Raw genomic sequence first — 15860 nt, forward strand, 5'->3', positions numbered from 1 at the left:
CCTGCCATGCTAGTGAAAACTTTCTGTTTGTCTGAGCACCGCCAGTCTCCCGTCAATGGGAACTGGCGGCTTTTTTATGGCAGTTCAGCCACTCGCTTAGGGAGTGACGGTAAGCACAACATCAGGGTCATCGGCTGAATGGGGGATGGCTGAAAACCATAGTGGAGGTAGAACTGTTTGGCGGGTTCATCCAGAGCATGCACGAGTAAGGCGCGTACCCCGGTGTCATCGGCGACCTTCAGCGCACGTTTGACGGCATCTTGCAGTAAGGCAGCGCCTAGCTGCATGCCTTGCATCCGTTTATCAACGGCTAACCTGGCTAAGATAAGCACCGGAATGGGGTCTGGCATATTGCGGCGAGTAGGGTTGGTCGCCAGTTTATGGCAGACTGCTCCGGCTGCTAATGCATAGTAGCCGAGTACCTGTGTGCTAGGGTTGCTGACGACAAAGGTACGGCTGGCACCACTGAGTTGATTGCTTAAAGCGCGCCGTTTTAGCCAGTCATTGAGTGTGGACTCCCCACAGTCAAAGTCCTGAAGCTGATGGTGGCTATCCAGGGGATGGGGAGCGGTCAGTGTCATACAGAGTCTGCTTCCCAAGGGGCTTTGACTGCCATTAAGCGGGTGATGCCTGGGTTGTCCTGGACGGGAGCATCCAGCATGGCGATAAAGTGCTGCATGTTGACTTCATCGAGTTGGAAGAGGGTTTGATCCAGTAAAACGGCTTTCGCCTGTGCGCAGGCCGCTTCTAACATAAAGTCAGAGCGGTTTTTACCCAGTAAGGTGGCCGCTGTGTCAATCAGATCCCGTTGCTCGGGCAGTGCACGGATATTGATGGATGCATCACGCATAACTTGATCCCATGTAAATACAATAGCTACACAAAACCCTAGGCTTCTGTATAGCTATTGTCAATACAGGGTTGAGGTTGCCCACTGTCCTTTATTCACAACCCTGGCTATCGCCACCTGTCATTCTGGCGCATAGCGGGCAAAGACCTCCGCTTCCGTCAGGTTGGTGGTGACATTGGCAAAATCATAGAAGCTGGGCTTTTTATCGATAAAGATCTGGTGATCCAGTACGGGTTGCTGCAGATCGTTAATGAGGCCGACTGGAATAAAGTGAGTCTGTTGCTCTTTCAGGCGGTAGAACAAGTGGGTACCGCAGCTTTTGCAGAAACCACGCTCTGCCCATTCCGATGAGGCATAGAGGCCAATCTGCTCTTGTCCCTGGAAGGTTACCTGGGTTCCCGCTTCCACTGCGAGAAAAGGCCCGCCGCCCCAGCGGCGGCAGATGCCGCAGTGACAAACGCCCACCTCGGCACAAACCTGGCTGGCTTGAAAAGTGACGGCTCCGCACAGGCATTGCCCCTCAACTTGCTGGTTGGAAGTCGCTGACATCCTGGCCTCCTTTGCTGTTGGCAAATGTTATGAACAGCCTAGTTGTAGTTGGCTACCTCCCATTTGGCCAGTTATAGCAGTGCCACCCCCTTCACCTGGGCATAAATCGGCATCCCCGCTTGTAGCAGTAAGTCATCGGCGGATTTACGGGTAATCCGTGCCAGTAGGCTTTGCTCTTTCAAGCGCAGCCGCACCAGCGCAAAGGGACCCTCATCCGCACTGACACTTTCCACCTGGGTGGGTAACACATTGAGAAAACTATTGCTGCCGGTGTTATCCCGGGCGAGGCTGACATCTTTGGCCAATACCTGTACCCGTACCTCCGCGCCGATGGGGCGATCCAGCTTGGGCAGCAGCAAATCTTCACCCCCGTGGCAGCGTACCCGGGTGAGCTGATAGTGGTGATCGTGAGCCAGGACCCGGGCTTGCAGCAGGCTTTCGGCATCGGCACGTCGGGCCAGGGGCAAATCGGTACGGGTAAGCAGTTCCGCTACCGGGCCCTGAGCCAACACCTGGCCTTGATCGAGCAATACCAGATGGTCGGCCAAGCGCGCCACTTCCCGTGGAGAGTGAGTGACATAGAGCCAGGGCAGGGCAAATTGGCGTTGAATCTGCTCGAAGTAGTGGAGGATGGCGTCCTGGGAGTCATGGTCGAGGGCTGACAGCGGCTCATCACAGAGCAATAAGCGTGGACTGCGCAACAGGGCGCGGCCAAGGGCTACCCGCTGGCGCTCGCCACCGGACAGCTGATGGGGACGGCGTTTGAGCAATTTGCTCAAGCCGAGGCTATCCACCACCTGATCAAATGCGATATGGCGTTGTTCCGGCGCTAGCAAACGATAGCCAAAGCGCAGGTTGGCGGCGGTATCCAGGTGCTCAAACAGACTGGCCTCCTGAAATACATAACCAAGGGGGCGCTGGTGGGTTGGCAGGCAGTAGCCACGGCTGGAGTCGTGCCAGCACTCCCCCCCCAGACTCATCTGTGCCTGCTGGCAGGACTCCAGCCCGGCAATAGCGCGCAGCAGGGTGGTTTTGCCGCAGCCGGAAGGGCCGAAGATGGCAGTAATGCCCTGGCTGGGGAGTTGCAGATCCAGCGCCAGCTTGAACTCGGCCCGCTGCAATTGAAACTGGGCGTGAATCATCCCTGACTCCTTTGATTGAGGCGGTACAGCAGCCACAACAGGCTGAATGACAACACCAGCATCACCAGTGACAGGCTATGGGCGCTGGCATAGTCGAGGCGCTCCACATAATCGTAGATGGCAATCGACACCACCTTGGTTTGGCCAGGGATATTGCCGCCAACCATCAGCACCACGCCGAATTCCCCCAGGGTGTGGGCAAAACCCAGCACCGCACCGCTGACAATACCGGGACGGGCCAGGGGCAGGGCGACCGCGAAAAAACCACGCAGCGGGCTGTAACCCAGGGTGGCGGCTACCTCCATTGGTCGTGCTCCCTGGCTGGCAAAGGCATTCTGAATCGGCTGTACCACAAAGGGCAGGGAATACAGGCAGGAGGCCAGCACCAAACCGGCAAAGCTAAAGGGCAATAAACCTAATCCCAGGCTTTGGGTAAGCTGGCCGACCCAGCCCTGGGGGCCGAGGATCAGCAGTAAATAAAAACCCAGCACCGTGGGCGGTAGCACCAAGGGCAGGGCGATAATCGCCTCCCAGAAAGGTTTGGCGCGGCTTCGGCTGCGGGCCAGACACCAGGCCAGCGGGGTGCCTAATAGCAGCAGTAATAATGTGGTGACGGCAGCCAGCTCCAGGGTGAGCCAGAGGGGCTGCCAGTTCAGCGTACTCAGCAAGGCTTAGTCCTCCACCCGATAGCCATGAGCCTGGATCAGGGCTTTGGCGGCGGGTTGGCGCAGGTAGTGCAAAAAATCTTGCGCAGCCTGGTTGTGTTCGCCCTGTTTAAGCAGCACGGCCTGTTGCACGATGGGTTGATACCAGTCCTGGGGAGGCAGCCAATACTGCTCAGCCGTTATCCCCTCAGCCTGGCGCAATTGCGCCAGGGCGACAAAGCCCAGCTCGGCATTGCCACTGGCGACAAACTGATAGGTTTGCGCAATGTTCTCCCCTTGCACCAGCCGTCCTTGCAGGGCGTTGCTCAGTTGCAGCCGCTCGATCACCTCTAGTGCCGCCTGACCGTAGGGGGCGGTGGCAGGATTAGCCAGGGCGAGAAAGCGGAAATCCGCCTGGGCCAGCTCGGTGGCAGGGTCCTGCAGGTTGAGATGGGGGAACCACAGTGCCAGCTGTCCCTGGGCATAGCTGAAACGGTTGCCGGCCAGGGCTAATCCTTCTTGCTCCGCCAGTTGCGGATGGCTGCTATCGGCAGCGAGAAAGGCGGCGAAGGGTGCCCCTTGGCGGATTTGGGTGTAGAGCTTGCCGGTGGAGGCATAGCTGGCCTGCACCTGATGCTGGGGGTACTGCTGATGAAAGCCAACCAGCAGTGCTTCCAGCGTACCGGTAAAGTTTGAGGCCACCGCCAGGGTGGCCTGTTCGGCACGGGCCAAGGTGGCGACAATACTGAGAAATAGTGCAGGCAAAACCAAGCGCAACATGGGCGCAGCTCCTTATGGAATCTGTGCCCAGTTTTAGCATGGCGGCCTGGGAGCGTCCATCCACCCCAGGAGGTAGCGCCTAGCCGAGTTGGCTTGCGCGCTGGCTAGCCATTGCCTGATTGGTTGTTATTGGTTGGCTAGGTCACGCAGCACAAATTTTTGGATTTTGCCGGTGGAGGTTTTCGGCAGTTCGCCAAAGATAACTTTTTTCGGGGCTTTAAAGTGGGCCAGGTGCTGACGGCAGAAGGCGATGATATCGGCTTCAGTGGTGTCCGCCCCCGCTTTGAGGGTGATGCAGGCACAGGGCACCTCACCCCATTTTTCATCGTATTTTGCCACGACTGCCGCCTCCATCACCGCCGGATGACGATAGAGTACATCCTCGACCTCAATGCTGGAGATGTTCTCGCCGCCGGAGATGATGATGTCCTTGCTGCGATCCTTGATCTCGATATAGCCGTCCGGGTGCCATACTGCCAAGTCGCCGGAGTGGAACCAGCCGCCCTGAAAGGATTTATCCGTGGTGCTGGGGTTTTTCAGGTAGCCCTTCATCACCAGATTACCGCGAATCATGATCTCCCCCAGGGTTTGCCCATCTTGGGCGACCGGCTCCAGGGTATTGGGGTTAGCCACCATTAAGCCTTCCTGCATCGGTGCTTTTACCCCCTGACGGGCTTTGAGGCGGGCACGCTGCTCCAGCGGTTGCTCGTCCCATTCGTCATGCCAGGCACAGACCACGCAGGGGCCGTAGGTTTCGGTCAGACCATAGACATGGGTGACGCTGAAGCCCATGGCTTCCATTCCGGCAATCACCGATGCAGGGGGCGCGGCGCCGGCAGTCATTACCTTGACTTGATGGTCGATACCGGCTTTCAGACTGGTATCGGCGTTATTGAGCATATTGAGGACGATGGGGGCGCCACAGAAATGGCTGACTTTTTCTTCGCGAATCAGTTGATAGACCGGCTCTGCCCGTACTTGGCGCAGGCAGACGCTGACCCCGGCACTGGCGGCAATGGACCAGGGAAAACACCAGCCATTGCAATGGAACATCGGCAGGGTCCAGAGATAGACCGGATGCAGGCCCATTTCCCAGGAAATCAGATTGCTCAACGCATTGAGGTAGGCGCCCCGGTGGTGATAGACCACCCCTTTGGGGTCGCCGGTGGTGCCGGAGGTGTAGTTAAGGGAAATCGCATCCCATTCGTTCTCGGGCAGCTGCCAGGCAAAGTCCACATCCCCTTCTGCCAGGAGGGCTTCATAACTGAGGGGGGAGATCGGCTCGCCGCCGCTATAACTGGCATCCTCAATATCCACCAATAACGGCGGCTCGGGCAGGCGGGCAACCGCTTGACGGATTACCTCAGTAAATTCGCGATCAACCAGCACCACCTTGGCTTCACCGTGGGCGAGGATAAAGCCCAGGGCCTCGGCATCCAGACGGATATTGAGGGCGTTGAGCACCGCACCGGCCATCGGAATGGCAAAGTGGGCCTCGAACATTTCCGGAATATTCGGTGCCATCACCGCCACCGTATCACCCTTGCCAATACCGCGTCGTTGCAGAGCGCTGGCCAACTGCTTGCAGCGGCGATAGGTATCCCGCCAGTTACGTCTTACTTGCTGGTGAATCACTGCGACCCGCTCGGGGTATACCTCGGCACTACGCGCCAGGAAACTCAGGGGGCTGAGGGCGGTGTAATTGGCGGGATTGGGATCCAGTCCCAGGGCAAAGGGGTGGGCGGTCATAGTCTCCCTCCTGACGATCAGCGTCGTGCGGCGATATTGTTATTGGTTTTAAGGGTTTTCCCTAATTGGTTCAGAGTAGGGTAGGGACAGGCGGGCTGCCATTAGGCAAAGGTTGTAGATCAGGGTGGAGCTATCAAAGACTAGGACAGCGATAAAGTTTCACTATAGATGCGATCAACAGGCTCAATTGGGCAGTGACAGAGGGCTCTACTAGTCTTTCTTCTACCGCTTCAATGCACTTAGCTTGGGAGAGAGATGATGAGTTCACAACACAACACAGGGGGCCAATGCCCCGTGATGCACGGCAGCCTGACTAATAATGCTCAGGGTAATCCGGCCTGGTGGCCGGAGGCGTTGAACCTGGACATTCTCCATCAGCATGACAGCAAAACTAACCCTTATGCGGCGGACTTTAACTACCGCGAAGCCCTGAAAAGCCTGGATGTGGCGGCGCTGAAACAAGACCTTAAAGATCTGATGACCGCCAGCCAACCCTGGTGGCCTGCGGACTGGGGCCATTACGGTGGCCTGATGATCCGCATGGCCTGGCACTCGGCCGGCTCTTACCGGGTGGCGGATGGCCGCGGTGGGGCTGGCACGGGCAACCAACGCTTTGCCCCGCTGAATTCCTGGCCAGATAACGCCAATCTGGATAAAGCCCGCCGTTTACTCTGGCCGATCAAGAAAAAGTACGGCAACAAAATCAGCTGGGCAGACTTGATGATTCTGGCAGGCAATATGGCCTACGAATCGATGGGGCTGAAAACCTTTGGCTTTGCCTTTGGCCGTGAAGATATCTGGCATCCGGAAAAAGACACCTACTGGGGCTCCGAGAAAGAGTGGTTGGCCCCCACGGGTAGCGAAGGTAGCCGTTACTCCGGCCAGCGCGAGCTGGAAAACCCGCTGGCAGCGGTGATGATGGGGTTGATCTACGTGAACCCGGAAGGGGTGGATGGCAACCCTGACCCTCTGAAAACTGCCGCCGATATGCGCGTCACCTTTGCCCGCATGGCCATGAATGATGAAGAAACCGTCGCCCTGACTGCCGGTGGCCATACCGTTGGTAAAGCCCATGGCAATGGTAATCCGGCGGACTTGAGCCCGGCTCCTGAAGGCGCCGAGTTGGACGAGCAGGGACTGGGCTGGAATAACCACAAAGCCCGTGGCATTGGCCGCGATACGGTGACCAGTGGCCTTGAGGGGGCCTGGACGACTCATCCTACCCAATGGGATAACGGCTACTTCTATCTGCTGCTCAACTATGACTGGGAACTGCACAAGAGCCCGGCGGGGGCTTGGCAATGGCAGCCAATCAACATCAAGGAAGAAGACAAGCCGGTGGACGTGGAAGACCCCAGCATTCGCCACAGTCCGATTATGACTGATGCCGATATGGCGCTGAAGATGGACCCGGCCTACCGTGCCATCTCCGAGCGTTTCTATCAGGATCCGGATTACTTTGCCGAGGTATTTGCCCGGGCCTGGTTCAAACTGACTCACCGCGACATGGGGCCGAAGAGTCGCTACTTTGGTCCCGATGTACCGGCAGAAGATCTGCTCTGGCAGGACCCTATCCCAGCCGGGCGCCGTGACTACGATGTGGCGGCGGTGAAAGCCAAGATTGCCGCCTGCGGACTCAGTATTGCCGAGTTGGTCAGCACCGCCTGGGACAGTGCCCGCACCTATCGGGACTCCGACAAACGTGGTGGCGCTAATGGCGCACGGATTCGCCTTGCACCCCAGAAGGACTGGGCAGCCAATGAACCGGAGCGACTGGCCAAGGTGCTGGCGTGCTATCAGCCGATTGCCGCTGAGACCGGGGTTAGCCTGGCGGATATTATCGTGCTGGGGGGCAATCTGGGGATTGAACAGGCCGCGCAAGCCGCAGGTTTTAACGTCAGCGTGCCCTTCGCCCCTGGCCGTGGTGATGCCAGCCAGGAAATGACGGATATCGACTCCTTCGCCGTGCTGGAGCCGCTGGCGGATGGCTTCCGTAATTGGCAAAAGCAGCACTATCAGGTCAAGCCGGAAGAACTGCTGCTCGACCGTGCCCAGCTGCTCGGTCTCAGTGCTAAGGAAATGACCGTGTTGCTCGGTGGCATGCGGGTGCTGGGTACCAATCATGGCGGCAGTCAAGAAGGGGTATTTACCGATCGGGTGGGTGCCCTGACCCCTGACTTCTTTATCAACCTGACCGACATGAACTACCGCTGGGTACCGGTTGGCCGTAATCGTTATGAAATTCGTGAACGCGCCTCGGACCAGTTGAAGTGGACGGCCACCCGGGTTGATCTGGTGTTTGGTTCCAACTCTATTCTGCGCGCCTATGCCGAGGTATATGCCCAGGACGATAACCGGGAGAAGTTTGTCCACGACTTTATCGCCGTCTGGAATAAGGTGATGAATGCGGACCGCTTTGACCTGTTAGCTTGATCAAGGGGACCTGACAAGAGGAAGGTTACACACAGGGCAAAGGCTACCTTAGCCCCAGTGTTCAGAGCCAACAGCCCGGATGGTTAATCACCACCGGGCTGTTTTTTGTGGCGATAACAATGGCATTGGCATGATGCGTAAGTGCGGCCAGATGTGTAGCCATCTCTTACTTTGCAGTCGTTGAGCAAATAGAGCATAAGGGCGTTGGGGATTCGGAGTGAGTTGCCCTGCCATCACTGAAGTGATTCCGAAGGGGGCGGCCAGTTCAATCTGTCCCTGTTGATTGAGTCTGGCCGCCAGTGCTGTTTCTAGCTCTGGCCAATAGCGCATCGCATCGCAGCTGCTGAAATAGGGAGGATCACCATTGCGCAGATGCATGTTGGCCTGATTTTTTACCTGCCAGGGACAAGTTGGTAGGAGGCGGCTGAGTTGATGCTGAATGTCTGGTGCGGCATCCAGTGTGTGGCGATCAAAGTAGATGACATCGACATCCAGCAAAGGGGTAGAGGAATAACCGTGTAGGTAGTCCCAGATCAGATTGCGCACAAAGCCGGCAGCAATAAAGGCATCGGGCAAGGCTAACTCAGCCAATGCCTGTAAGGCTTCCAGCCGCCATGGGTCAGCCCGTAACAGGGTCGTAATAGTGGCAGCATCCGCAGCTTCGTGAACATGATGGAGTGGTGTGTCAGTGTACATGGGGCAGTTAGTCAGCTGTGGTGTAGCTAATATTATTCTGCGGTTGCAGCTCCCGCACCGGCCGTACTTCCACCGAGCCATAACGGGCAGGCGGAATTTGACTGGCCAGTTGCAGAGCGGCATTCAGATCCCGGGCTTCAAGTAAGTAGAAGCCGGCCAGTTGCTCTTTGGTTTCGGCAAAGGGGCCGTCCGTGATGGTGAGCTTGCCGTCACGCACCCGTAGCGTGGTGGCGGTCTGAGTCGGCAGCAAGGCTTCTCCGGCAAGCAGGTGGCCACCAGCCTGCAAACCTTCGCCACAGCCCATGCATTCGCGGTTGAGGGCATCCCAATCGCTTTGACTGAGCTGACTCATCTGGGCCTCCGAGTAATAGACCAGACATAGGTATTTCATGGTGTTCCCTCCCAGTTTAAGTGGCCCCGGCCAGTTGCTGACCGGGGCAGGGGATTAGCTTGGCATGGCACGCAGATGCACCAATTCCCAGATATGGCCATCCAGATCCTCAAAACCATGGCCATACATAAAGCCATAGTCATCGGCCTCCTTATAGGTGCGCCCGCCCGCTGCCACCGCCTTGCGAACCAGCTGATCCACTTCCGCATCACTGTCACAGGAGAGGCAAATCAGCACTTCGCTGTGCTGCTTGGCATCGACCAATGGCTTCGGGGTAAAACTCTGAAATTTGGCTTCGGTCAGCAGCATCACATAGATATTGTCCGCCACGATCATGCAGGTGGCGGTGTCATCAGTGAACTGGGGGTTAAAGCTGAAACCAAGGGCGCCAAAAAACTCAATGGATTTGGGCAAGTCTTTAACCGGCAGATTGACGAAGATTTGCTTAGACATGGTGATTCCTTAGGTTGGCAGAATGATCCCTGAGCTTGCGCCCGGTATGGCAGGACGACGGCCTTCAGTCCTGCGTACCTCTTAGTCGAATCGGCTGAAGCGTTTTCGACAGTAGTCAGAAAAATTTTTCTAATTCAGCCAAACGACGTTGCAGAAAGCGTTGTTCCGGGGCCTGTTGGGTCAGTGTCAGCGCCTGCTGGTAGGCTTGGCGAGCGGCGTCCAGCTGGCCGAGACGGCGATACAGATCGGCGCGGGCAGCGTGGAGTAGATGGTAGTGGCTGAGCTGGCCCGCCGCTAATAACCCTTCCACGGCGGCCAAGCCTGCGGCCGGGCCATCGCGCATCGATAAGGCAACCGCCCGATTCAGCGCCACCACCGGGCTGGGCTGAAGCTGCCAGAGGGCATCATAGAGGCCGACAATCTGGGCCCAATCGGTCTCTGCGTAGGTGACGGCCTCCGCATGCACGGCGGCGATTGCGGCCTGCAAAGTGTAAGGGCCAAAGCGTCCCGAACGCAGCGCGGTGAGGGTGAGTTCGACCCCGCTGGCGATCTGTGCCTGATTCCACAGGCTGCGATCCTGTTGCTCCAGGGTGAGTAGTTCCCCCTCTGCACTAGTGCGTGCCAAGCGGCGGGCATCATGTAACAACATCAGCGCCAGTAGCCCCTGAGCTTCGGTGGCGTGTTCAGCGGGTAGCAACTCCAGCAATAAATGCGCGAGGCGAAGGGCCTCGCTACTCAAATCCGTCTGTAACAGGCTGCTGCCGGAAGAGGCGGAATAGCCTTCATTAAAGACCAGATAAATTACCTGTAAGACGGCGGCAAGGCGCGTGGGCCACTCCTGTGGGGCAGGCACCTCAAAGGGAATCCGTGCATCGCGAATCTTGGCCTTGGCCCGCACAATACGCTGGGCCAGGGTGCTGGGCGGGCAAAGAAAGGCTTGGGCGATCTGTTCAGTGGTGAGGTCACAAAGCTCACGCAGGGTGAGGGCCACCTGTGCCTCTGTCGCCAGACTGGGGTGGCAGCAGACGAAGATCAGGCGCAGACGATCATCTTCAATCTCGTTGTGCTCCTCCTCTGCACTGACCAGGGTATCGAGCACCTCATCCAGGGAATGATCAAAGCGGGCACGACGGCGCAGTTGATCTATCGCTTTGAAGCGTCCGGTGGAGATCAGCCAGGCGCGTGGGTTGTCCGGCATGGCGGTGGGCCACTGCTGCAAGGCGGCGCTAAAGGCCTCATGCATGGCCTCTTCGGCCAGCTCGAAGTTGCCCCCCAATAAACGAATCAAGGTGGCCAACACCCGCCGCGACTCCTGACGGTACAGCTGTTCAACAGCGCTTTGCAGGTAAGGATCGACGGACATGAAGCCTCCATGGCAAAAGGAACCTGACTAGGGCGTGTGAGCCATCGAAGGTTAGTCTAGCGTGTCCAATGCAGATAGGGAGGGTCGTGTTGGCAGAGAGTGGTCGCCATTCGCCAATCAACGGGCAATAAAAACGCCCGCGAACACAGAGGTTGGCGGGCGTCTTAGCAATGCAGGAAGAGACTCCCTGCACTGTCGTTGCTCAGCAGAGCATCAAGGGCTTACAGCACCTGGATGTTTTCTGCCTGCAGACCTTTCTGGCCTTTAACAACGGTAAACTGAACTTGCTGGCCTTCAACCAGAGTCTTGAAGCCAGAGCTAACGATGGCGCTAAAGTGAGCAAACACGTCAGGACCATTTTCCTGAGCGATGAAGCCAAAACCTTTAGTTTCGTTAAACCATTTTACGGTGCCAGTTTGAGTAGACATAGTAAGTTCTCTCGTATACGAAGATGCATTAAAACCCTGACGAAGTGTCTGAAGGGTCAAGGATGCTTAGGTAAAGCCGGTATTTATGATTACTACACGAGGTACTTACTCAGGAAGGACTACGCAGTGGCATAAAAGGAGGAGTTACTCTTAAGCCCGGTTACTGTATACGAGGTTGGCGCGATTACCTAGCGTTTTTTTAAATTTTGTTTATTTAGTGAGCAGAAAGGGGGCGTGCTTGGGCTGGTACACCCATGGCTGGTTGCCAACCAGCTAGGACAGGGCCTGCCACGAGCTAGTTGGAGGGGCGATAATTGGGTGCGAGTTGAGTGGTTCTCTGTTTTACCCGGAGCGGATCGGGCTCAGCGTCAGCGCGATATTCAAGCTTTACGTTGAACCAAACTAAACCAGTTGCCGGAGTTGTCTATCCCCATCGCTTCGATGCCATACAGCTGTTCAGTCGGTGGCTGGACAAACTCTACCCCTTTGGCTACCAGCTCCTCGTAAGTTCTTTGGCAGTTTTCAGTTTCGAAAACCCCTGCTCCAAAGGCACCTTCCTTGATTAAGCTGCGTATTTTTTCGGCAGCGTCTTGGCTGAACATCGGCCCTTCTTTGGGTTCTGCTAAGACCAACTGAAGTTGTGAATTAGGCTTCGGATATACCGTTAGCCATCGGAAACCTCCTTCTACTTGCATGTCGTCACCGACCGCAAAACCAAGCTTGTTTTTATAAAAATCAAGCGCTTCGTCCTGATTCAGTACGTATATTGTTGCATGGGCTATGGCAGTGATCATCTAGGTGCTCCTTGTGGTTAGTTCACCTTGAGCTTATCGAAAAACTCAGCACGATATTTCTCCAATATTGCTCACTTTGCTATCTCTTGCCCAAAAAATGGTAGGCAAAACAGGCGGGAATCACCTGCGCGGGAAAGCGAAACGCTTCAGAAGACAAGCTCCAAAGCTTGCGGCGATATAGAGTAGGTGTCATACCCACTTTTTTTAAAAATAATGAAGAAAAGCTGCCAAGGCTTGTGTAACCCACATACTCGCAAACTTCGGAGACGCTAAAGTTTTCTGTAATAAGCATTCTCTTGGCTTGTTCGACTCTCAGCCGAATCAAAAATTCTTTAGGAGTTTCGCCGTAAGTATCCTTGAAAGTACGCAAAAAGTGATAAAGCGACATATTTGAGCACTGTGCTATCGCTGATAAGCTGAGTTCGGCTTGAAAGTGGTCAGCAATATAGTCCCTGCTAGCATTTAATCTTTTTAATTTATAGTTAGCAGTCATAGAGGCTCTCTTGATTCAGTTGAGATGGACTCTGCCCATATAAAGTAGCACTTTGGCCATGCACTCACACTTGAATGGGCTTAAATAGCCCAAGCCTCACGATGACCACTGAGGATTCCACACGACCTCCCACAGATGTTGGTCTGGATCCTGGAAATAGCCCGAGTATCCACCCCAAAAAGTGTCATGGGCAGGCTTGATGATGGTCGCCCCCGCCGCAGCTGCCCTGGCCATGACTGCATCGACCTCTGCTTTTGAGGATACATTGTGGCCCAGCGTCATTTCGGTAGGGCTGGCGGGGCTGACTGCCAGGCCGGTGTCATGGGCGATGCTCTTGCGTGGCCAGAGCGCCAAGCGAAGGCCGGGTTGCAGGTCAATAAATACAACCGCCCCGTACTCGAACTCCTCGCCGACAATGCCTTCTGTCGGAAAACCCAGCCCATCACGATAGAAGCGCAAAGAGGCTGCTAAATTATCCACACCAATAGTGATAACAGTGATGCTTGGTTTCATATTGCTAATAGGTGTCTATGGTTTGTGGGTAGGTCGGGTTTATAACGTTTGAGGTGCTAGGCAGCGACCGAAAGGAGAGAGCTCAGCAGAATGCTGGGCGTCCTCTCGATCTCATTATTAGCCACCGATCTCTCCTTTGAGGGCGGAGTTTGTAAGTTCGGTGGCCACAGATTTGACAAGATCTACAGTCATTTCAATACCCTTAGACGCGAAAACGTTCTTCGTTTTTTTCCAGATGCTATCACTACGGATGCTGTCGAGAAATTCATGGCCGCTCCAAGTAAGACGGCGAAGGAAAAAGCCATGTGGGCCATGATTAATGGTCTTCGACATCTGCCCATCAATCAGACCGGCTTCTAGCAGTAGTTCAGCGTGATAGGAGATTTCAGCAGCGCGTTCAGTGTCAAAGCTCGACAAACTCAGTGTGTCGCCAGGAGAGGAGCACTCCTCCATTTTTGTCAATATTTCTCGAACAATGTCCCAGTTGCGCTTCATATGCAGAGTTCCCGGATGATAATGTCTAACGATAGACAAAAGCGTATTTTTTACTGCCCTGCGAACTAAGTGAGCGACAGTAAAGCGCATTGTTATGCGCTTATATGAATTCACATTCTGATATTCCTGTGTTCTCTGAGCCTGTGAGGAAGCGTACAAATAGTGTGTGCTGGTAGCCTAGTTGCTCTCTAAATGCCCTGAGTTTTGATCGATCCTTGAAGCTTTGTTCTTGGTTCGTGGATTTTTTCACTTCAATAGCTATTAGATTGTCATTAGTCATCCGTCGATGAATGATTATGTCAGGAACAACATTGCGCTCAGAGGCTGAACCGTTTGGCGAAATGGCATAAATTAGGCGTTTTATTTTCTCAATGTCTCGATTGTACTCGCAGTCAACATGGTAGTCTGAAAATGCTTCAGCCAACTTCCTTGCAAGTTGATGAGAGATGGATTGCTCACTAGAGTCGTTTGCTAATAGCTGATGCTGTTCTGTAACGAATTCGTGAAGCAGGGTTTCAAGGTCAATGTCTTGGATTAACACTTTACTCTCCTAGGGGGCATAATGCCGCGCTAAAAGGTGGTCTTGGTTGTCCCGTGGAGACCCGTAAGACTGCAATGTAGTATAGGTTACCGGCACCTGGTATATCCGCTCACATATGTACCATTTTTACGGCGATAGCCACTTACATAATGGCAGTTGGAACCAGATGCACTTGGGTATGCGGACTTTTCGCTAATTTTGCACCGCATATGGCTACTTACATATGTGCCATCTGCCTTGACGTAACTATCAACCCAAGTGCAATTGTTAGCGGCTTTAAAATGTCCAGGAATAGAGTTAGGGCAGTTGTATTCGCTGTCAGATGTGTATTGGCAGCCATATTTTGATGCAGCTGAATGAGGATAAAGTGAGTCATAGTGGCTGGCACACCCTGCAAGAAAAAAGACAAATAAGGCTGAAATCCATATTTTCATTTTATGTCCTATATCATTTTATCCTGTGCATACTTATTTTCTCTGCTAAACGCAATGGAGAAAAGCTAAGTGGTTTAAATAAAATTAGGAAAAACGACTTCAAGACAGACTTTCTTCATTAAAAACGCGCATGCACGTTTTTCTGCAAAACATTACGCATTATCTTGCAGCTCGCTTTCCCTAACGGGTTGATATTCGTCCAGTTTTGCCAAAAATTCCAGATCAAAATAAGCACACTTTGGTAGCAATACACGCACGTTGAAACGTCACCAAACTGTTGGGCCTCTTACATCCTCGCCGAGCTGTACGACGTCAAATTTGTCTGCTCTCTATCTAAAGGATGTGTAGGGTTAGGGGGCTGGCCGCTACGGGCGGTCTGGGTTCGCTCTTAGCTGCTTGATGAGCAGCGTTGAGGATGCCGGACACAGTGCGGAGAACTGAGAGGTTGCTTGAATAGCGCTTGGCGCCTGATGGCGTGTCATTGCATCGTAGCCTCGTCGACGGAAGTAAGCCTCCGCAGTGGTGGTGAGCAGATACATCTGGGCGACACCCTGTTGTGTGGCAAAAGATTCGAGATAGTCAACCAGCTCGCTACCGATACCGGTGTGTCGATACGGCGGCAAGACAGCTAACGAGCGTAGGAGGGCGACTTCATCATAGAGTTCGATTCCCGCGACGGCGACCAGCGACCCTTGCGCCATACCGCAAAAGAATTTGGCCTGGGGTAAGGCATCCAGATCAGCGACGGGAAGCTCGCAGGCGCTGAGTACCTGCTTGAGTGGCTCAATGGAGAGAAGGGGTTTTATTTGCATCGGCAGTAAGCACTTTATGTTGGGTTGATCGGTTCACTCGTTCCCACGCTCCTGCGTGGGAATGCATATAGCATCAATGCTACGCTTTATTCACATACCTAGGTTGCACAAATTTTGGTGAATAGATTCCGCTTTCTGAGCATTATGGCTTTTACACCCTTCCATCAAAGCTGATAAGCACGGTCACTCTTATGTGATGGCAGCTTTTATCCATCCCTAGCCTTGGTATGCCTTCCCACGCAGGGATGTGGGGACGAGCAATAAGCGAATATTCGCTTTCGTTACCTAGCATCGGTATGC

General features: G+C 54.6%; 19 protein-coding genes. 1 reads left to right on the forward strand and 18 read right to left on the reverse strand.

Annotated elements, in window-relative coordinates; genetic code table 11:
- Positions 1 to 74: 74 nt before the first annotated feature.
- From Q334_RS0108825 to Q334_RS0108855, 7 genes are all read right to left on the reverse strand, one after another.
- Positions 75 to 581: a GNAT family N-acetyltransferase gene (locus Q334_RS0108825; protein WP_035461212.1), complete on the reverse strand. Its 507-nt coding sequence runs from the start codon at positions 579 to 581 to the stop codon at positions 75 to 77.
- Positions 578 to 850, reverse strand: coding sequence for a type II toxin-antitoxin system TacA family antitoxin (locus tag Q334_RS0108830; protein WP_035461214.1), 273 nt, complete (start codon positions 848 to 850; stop codon positions 578 to 580). The genes Q334_RS0108825 and Q334_RS0108830 overlap by 4 nt, the downstream gene beginning before the upstream one ends.
- A 120-nt stretch (positions 851 to 970) precedes the next feature.
- Positions 971 to 1399 (reverse strand): GFA family protein, encoded by a 429-nt coding sequence (locus Q334_RS0108835; RefSeq protein ID WP_027312896.1) that lies wholly within the window; start codon positions 1397 to 1399, stop codon positions 971 to 973.
- A 71-nt stretch (positions 1400 to 1470) separates the two neighbouring features.
- Positions 1471 to 2541, reverse strand: coding sequence for a molybdenum ABC transporter ATP-binding protein (gene modC / locus Q334_RS0108840; RefSeq protein ID WP_027312897.1), 1071 nt, complete (start codon positions 2539 to 2541; stop codon positions 1471 to 1473).
- Entirely contained in the window at positions 2538 to 3209 is a 672-nt protein-coding gene (modB, locus tag Q334_RS0108845) for a molybdate ABC transporter permease subunit (RefSeq protein WP_027312898.1), read from the reverse strand. Before modB ends, modC begins: the two co-directional genes overlap by 4 nt.
- 3 nt (positions 3210 to 3212) lie before the next feature.
- A complete protein-coding gene (gene modA, locus Q334_RS0108850; RefSeq protein ID WP_035461215.1) occupies positions 3213 to 3965 on the reverse strand; it encodes a molybdate ABC transporter substrate-binding protein in 753 nt (250 codons plus the stop codon).
- Positions 3966 to 4091: 126 nt separating this feature from the next.
- Positions 4092 to 5714, reverse strand: coding sequence for an acyl-CoA synthetase (locus tag Q334_RS0108855; RefSeq protein ID WP_027312900.1), 1623 nt, complete (start codon positions 5712 to 5714; stop codon positions 4092 to 4094).
- Positions 5715 to 5969: 255 nt separating this feature from the next.
- On the opposite strand from Q334_RS0108855, the gene katG reads away from it, so the two are divergent.
- The gene (gene katG / locus Q334_RS0108860) at positions 5970 to 8147 is read left to right on the forward strand and encodes a catalase/peroxidase HPI (protein WP_027312901.1); all 2178 of its coding nucleotides are present in this window, start codon (positions 5970 to 5972) and stop codon (positions 8145 to 8147) included.
- 87 nt (positions 8148 to 8234) lie between these two features.
- Here the strand turns inward: katG and Q334_RS18555 are convergent, their stop codons facing one another.
- The 11 genes from Q334_RS18555 to arsN2 form a co-directional block, all read right to left on the reverse strand.
- The gene (locus Q334_RS18555) at positions 8235 to 8843 is read right to left on the reverse strand and encodes a nucleotidyltransferase family protein (protein WP_051527663.1); all 609 of its coding nucleotides are present in this window, start codon (positions 8841 to 8843) and stop codon (positions 8235 to 8237) included.
- Between the two features lie 7 nt (positions 8844 to 8850).
- Positions 8851 to 9234 carry a YciI family protein gene (locus Q334_RS0108870; RefSeq protein WP_027312902.1) on the reverse strand — a complete coding sequence of 128 codons (384 nt, stop codon included), beginning with the start codon at positions 9232 to 9234 and terminating at the stop codon, positions 8851 to 8853.
- A gap of 54 nt (positions 9235 to 9288) precedes the next feature.
- Positions 9289 to 9687 carry a VOC family protein gene (locus Q334_RS0108875; RefSeq protein ID WP_027312903.1) on the reverse strand — a complete coding sequence of 133 codons (399 nt, stop codon included), beginning with the start codon at positions 9685 to 9687 and terminating at the stop codon, positions 9289 to 9291.
- Between the two features lie 115 nt (positions 9688 to 9802).
- Positions 9803 to 11050, reverse strand: coding sequence for an RNA polymerase sigma factor (locus tag Q334_RS0108880; protein ID WP_027312904.1), 1248 nt, complete (start codon positions 11048 to 11050; stop codon positions 9803 to 9805).
- A gap of 221 nt (positions 11051 to 11271) precedes the next feature.
- On the reverse strand, positions 11272 to 11478 hold the full coding sequence (locus Q334_RS0108885; RefSeq protein ID WP_027312905.1) for a cold-shock protein: 207 nt from the start codon (positions 11476 to 11478) through the stop codon (positions 11272 to 11274).
- A gap of 380 nt (positions 11479 to 11858) precedes the next feature.
- Positions 11859 to 12272, reverse strand: a complete 414-nt coding sequence (locus tag Q334_RS0108890) for a VOC family protein (protein ID WP_027312906.1) — start codon at positions 12270 to 12272, stop codon at positions 11859 to 11861.
- A 79-nt stretch (positions 12273 to 12351) separates the two neighbouring features.
- Positions 12352 to 12765 (reverse strand): helix-turn-helix domain-containing protein, encoded by a 414-nt coding sequence (locus Q334_RS0108895; RefSeq protein ID WP_027312907.1) that lies wholly within the window; start codon positions 12763 to 12765, stop codon positions 12352 to 12354.
- A gap of 96 nt (positions 12766 to 12861) precedes the next feature.
- A complete protein-coding gene (locus Q334_RS0108900; protein WP_027312908.1) occupies positions 12862 to 13278 on the reverse strand; it encodes a VOC family protein in 417 nt (138 codons plus the stop codon).
- A gap of 117 nt (positions 13279 to 13395) precedes the next feature.
- Positions 13396 to 13773, reverse strand: a complete 378-nt coding sequence (locus tag Q334_RS0108905; protein WP_027312909.1) for a DUF2513 domain-containing protein — start codon at positions 13771 to 13773, stop codon at positions 13396 to 13398.
- A gap of 100 nt (positions 13774 to 13873) precedes the next feature.
- Entirely contained in the window at positions 13874 to 14314 is a 441-nt protein-coding gene (locus Q334_RS18560) for a hypothetical protein (protein WP_051527664.1), read from the reverse strand.
- Between the two features lie 799 nt (positions 14315 to 15113).
- Positions 15114 to 15560, reverse strand: a complete 447-nt coding sequence (gene arsN2 / locus Q334_RS0108920) for an arsenic resistance N-acetyltransferase ArsN2 (protein WP_027312911.1) — start codon at positions 15558 to 15560, stop codon at positions 15114 to 15116.
- Between the last annotated feature and the right edge of the window lie 300 nt (positions 15561 to 15860).

The organism is Balneatrix alpica DSM 16621 (assembly GCF_000619885.1).
Lineage (GTDB): Bacteria > Pseudomonadota > Gammaproteobacteria > Pseudomonadales > Balneatricaceae > Balneatrix > Balneatrix alpica.

What these genes read in the sequence shown, in the direction of transcription:
- Q334_RS0108825 (WP_035461212.1), bottom strand. Translation starts at nt 581, where the DNA reads ATGACACTGACCGCTCCCCATCCCCTGGATAGCCACCATCAGCTTCAG.
- Q334_RS0108830 (WP_035461214.1), bottom strand. Translation starts at nt 850, where the DNA reads ATGCGTGATGCATCCATCAATATCCGTGCACTGCCCGAGCAACGGGAT.
- Q334_RS0108835 (WP_027312896.1), bottom strand. Translation starts at nt 1,399, where the DNA reads ATGTCAGCGACTTCCAACCAGCAAGTTGAGGGGCAATGCCTGTGCGGA.
- modC (WP_027312897.1), bottom strand. Translation starts at nt 2,541, where the DNA reads ATGATTCACGCCCAGTTTCAATTGCAGCGGGCCGAGTTCAAGCTGGCG.
- modA (WP_035461215.1), bottom strand. Translation starts at nt 3,965, where the DNA reads ATGTTGCGCTTGGTTTTGCCTGCACTATTTCTCAGTATTGTCGCCACC.
- Q334_RS0108855 (WP_027312900.1), bottom strand. Translation starts at nt 5,714, where the DNA reads ATGACCGCCCACCCCTTTGCCCTGGGACTGGATCCCAATCCCGCCAAT.
- katG (WP_027312901.1), top strand. Translation starts at nt 5,970, where the DNA reads ATGATGAGTTCACAACACAACACAGGGGGCCAATGCCCCGTGATGCAC.
- Q334_RS18555 (WP_051527663.1), bottom strand. Translation starts at nt 8,843, where the DNA reads ATGTACACTGACACACCACTCCATCATGTTCACGAAGCTGCGGATGCT.
- Q334_RS0108870 (WP_027312902.1), bottom strand. Translation starts at nt 9,234, where the DNA reads ATGAAATACCTATGTCTGGTCTATTACTCGGAGGCCCAGATGAGTCAG.
- Q334_RS0108875 (WP_027312903.1), bottom strand. Translation starts at nt 9,687, where the DNA reads ATGTCTAAGCAAATCTTCGTCAATCTGCCGGTTAAAGACTTGCCCAAA.
- Q334_RS0108880 (WP_027312904.1), bottom strand. Translation starts at nt 11,050, where the DNA reads ATGTCCGTCGATCCTTACCTGCAAAGCGCTGTTGAACAGCTGTACCGT.
- Q334_RS0108885 (WP_027312905.1), bottom strand. Translation starts at nt 11,478, where the DNA reads ATGTCTACTCAAACTGGCACCGTAAAATGGTTTAACGAAACTAAAGGT.
- Q334_RS0108890 (WP_027312906.1), bottom strand. Translation starts at nt 12,272, where the DNA reads ATGATCACTGCCATAGCCCATGCAACAATATACGTACTGAATCAGGAC.
- Q334_RS0108895 (WP_027312907.1), bottom strand. Translation starts at nt 12,765, where the DNA reads ATGACTGCTAACTATAAATTAAAAAGATTAAATGCTAGCAGGGACTAT.
- Q334_RS0108900 (WP_027312908.1), bottom strand. Translation starts at nt 13,278, where the DNA reads ATGAAACCAAGCATCACTGTTATCACTATTGGTGTGGATAATTTAGCA.
- Q334_RS0108905 (WP_027312909.1), bottom strand. Translation starts at nt 13,773, where the DNA reads ATGAAGCGCAACTGGGACATTGTTCGAGAAATATTGACAAAAATGGAG.
- arsN2 (WP_027312911.1), bottom strand. Translation starts at nt 15,560, where the DNA reads ATGCAAATAAAACCCCTTCTCTCCATTGAGCCACTCAAGCAGGTACTC.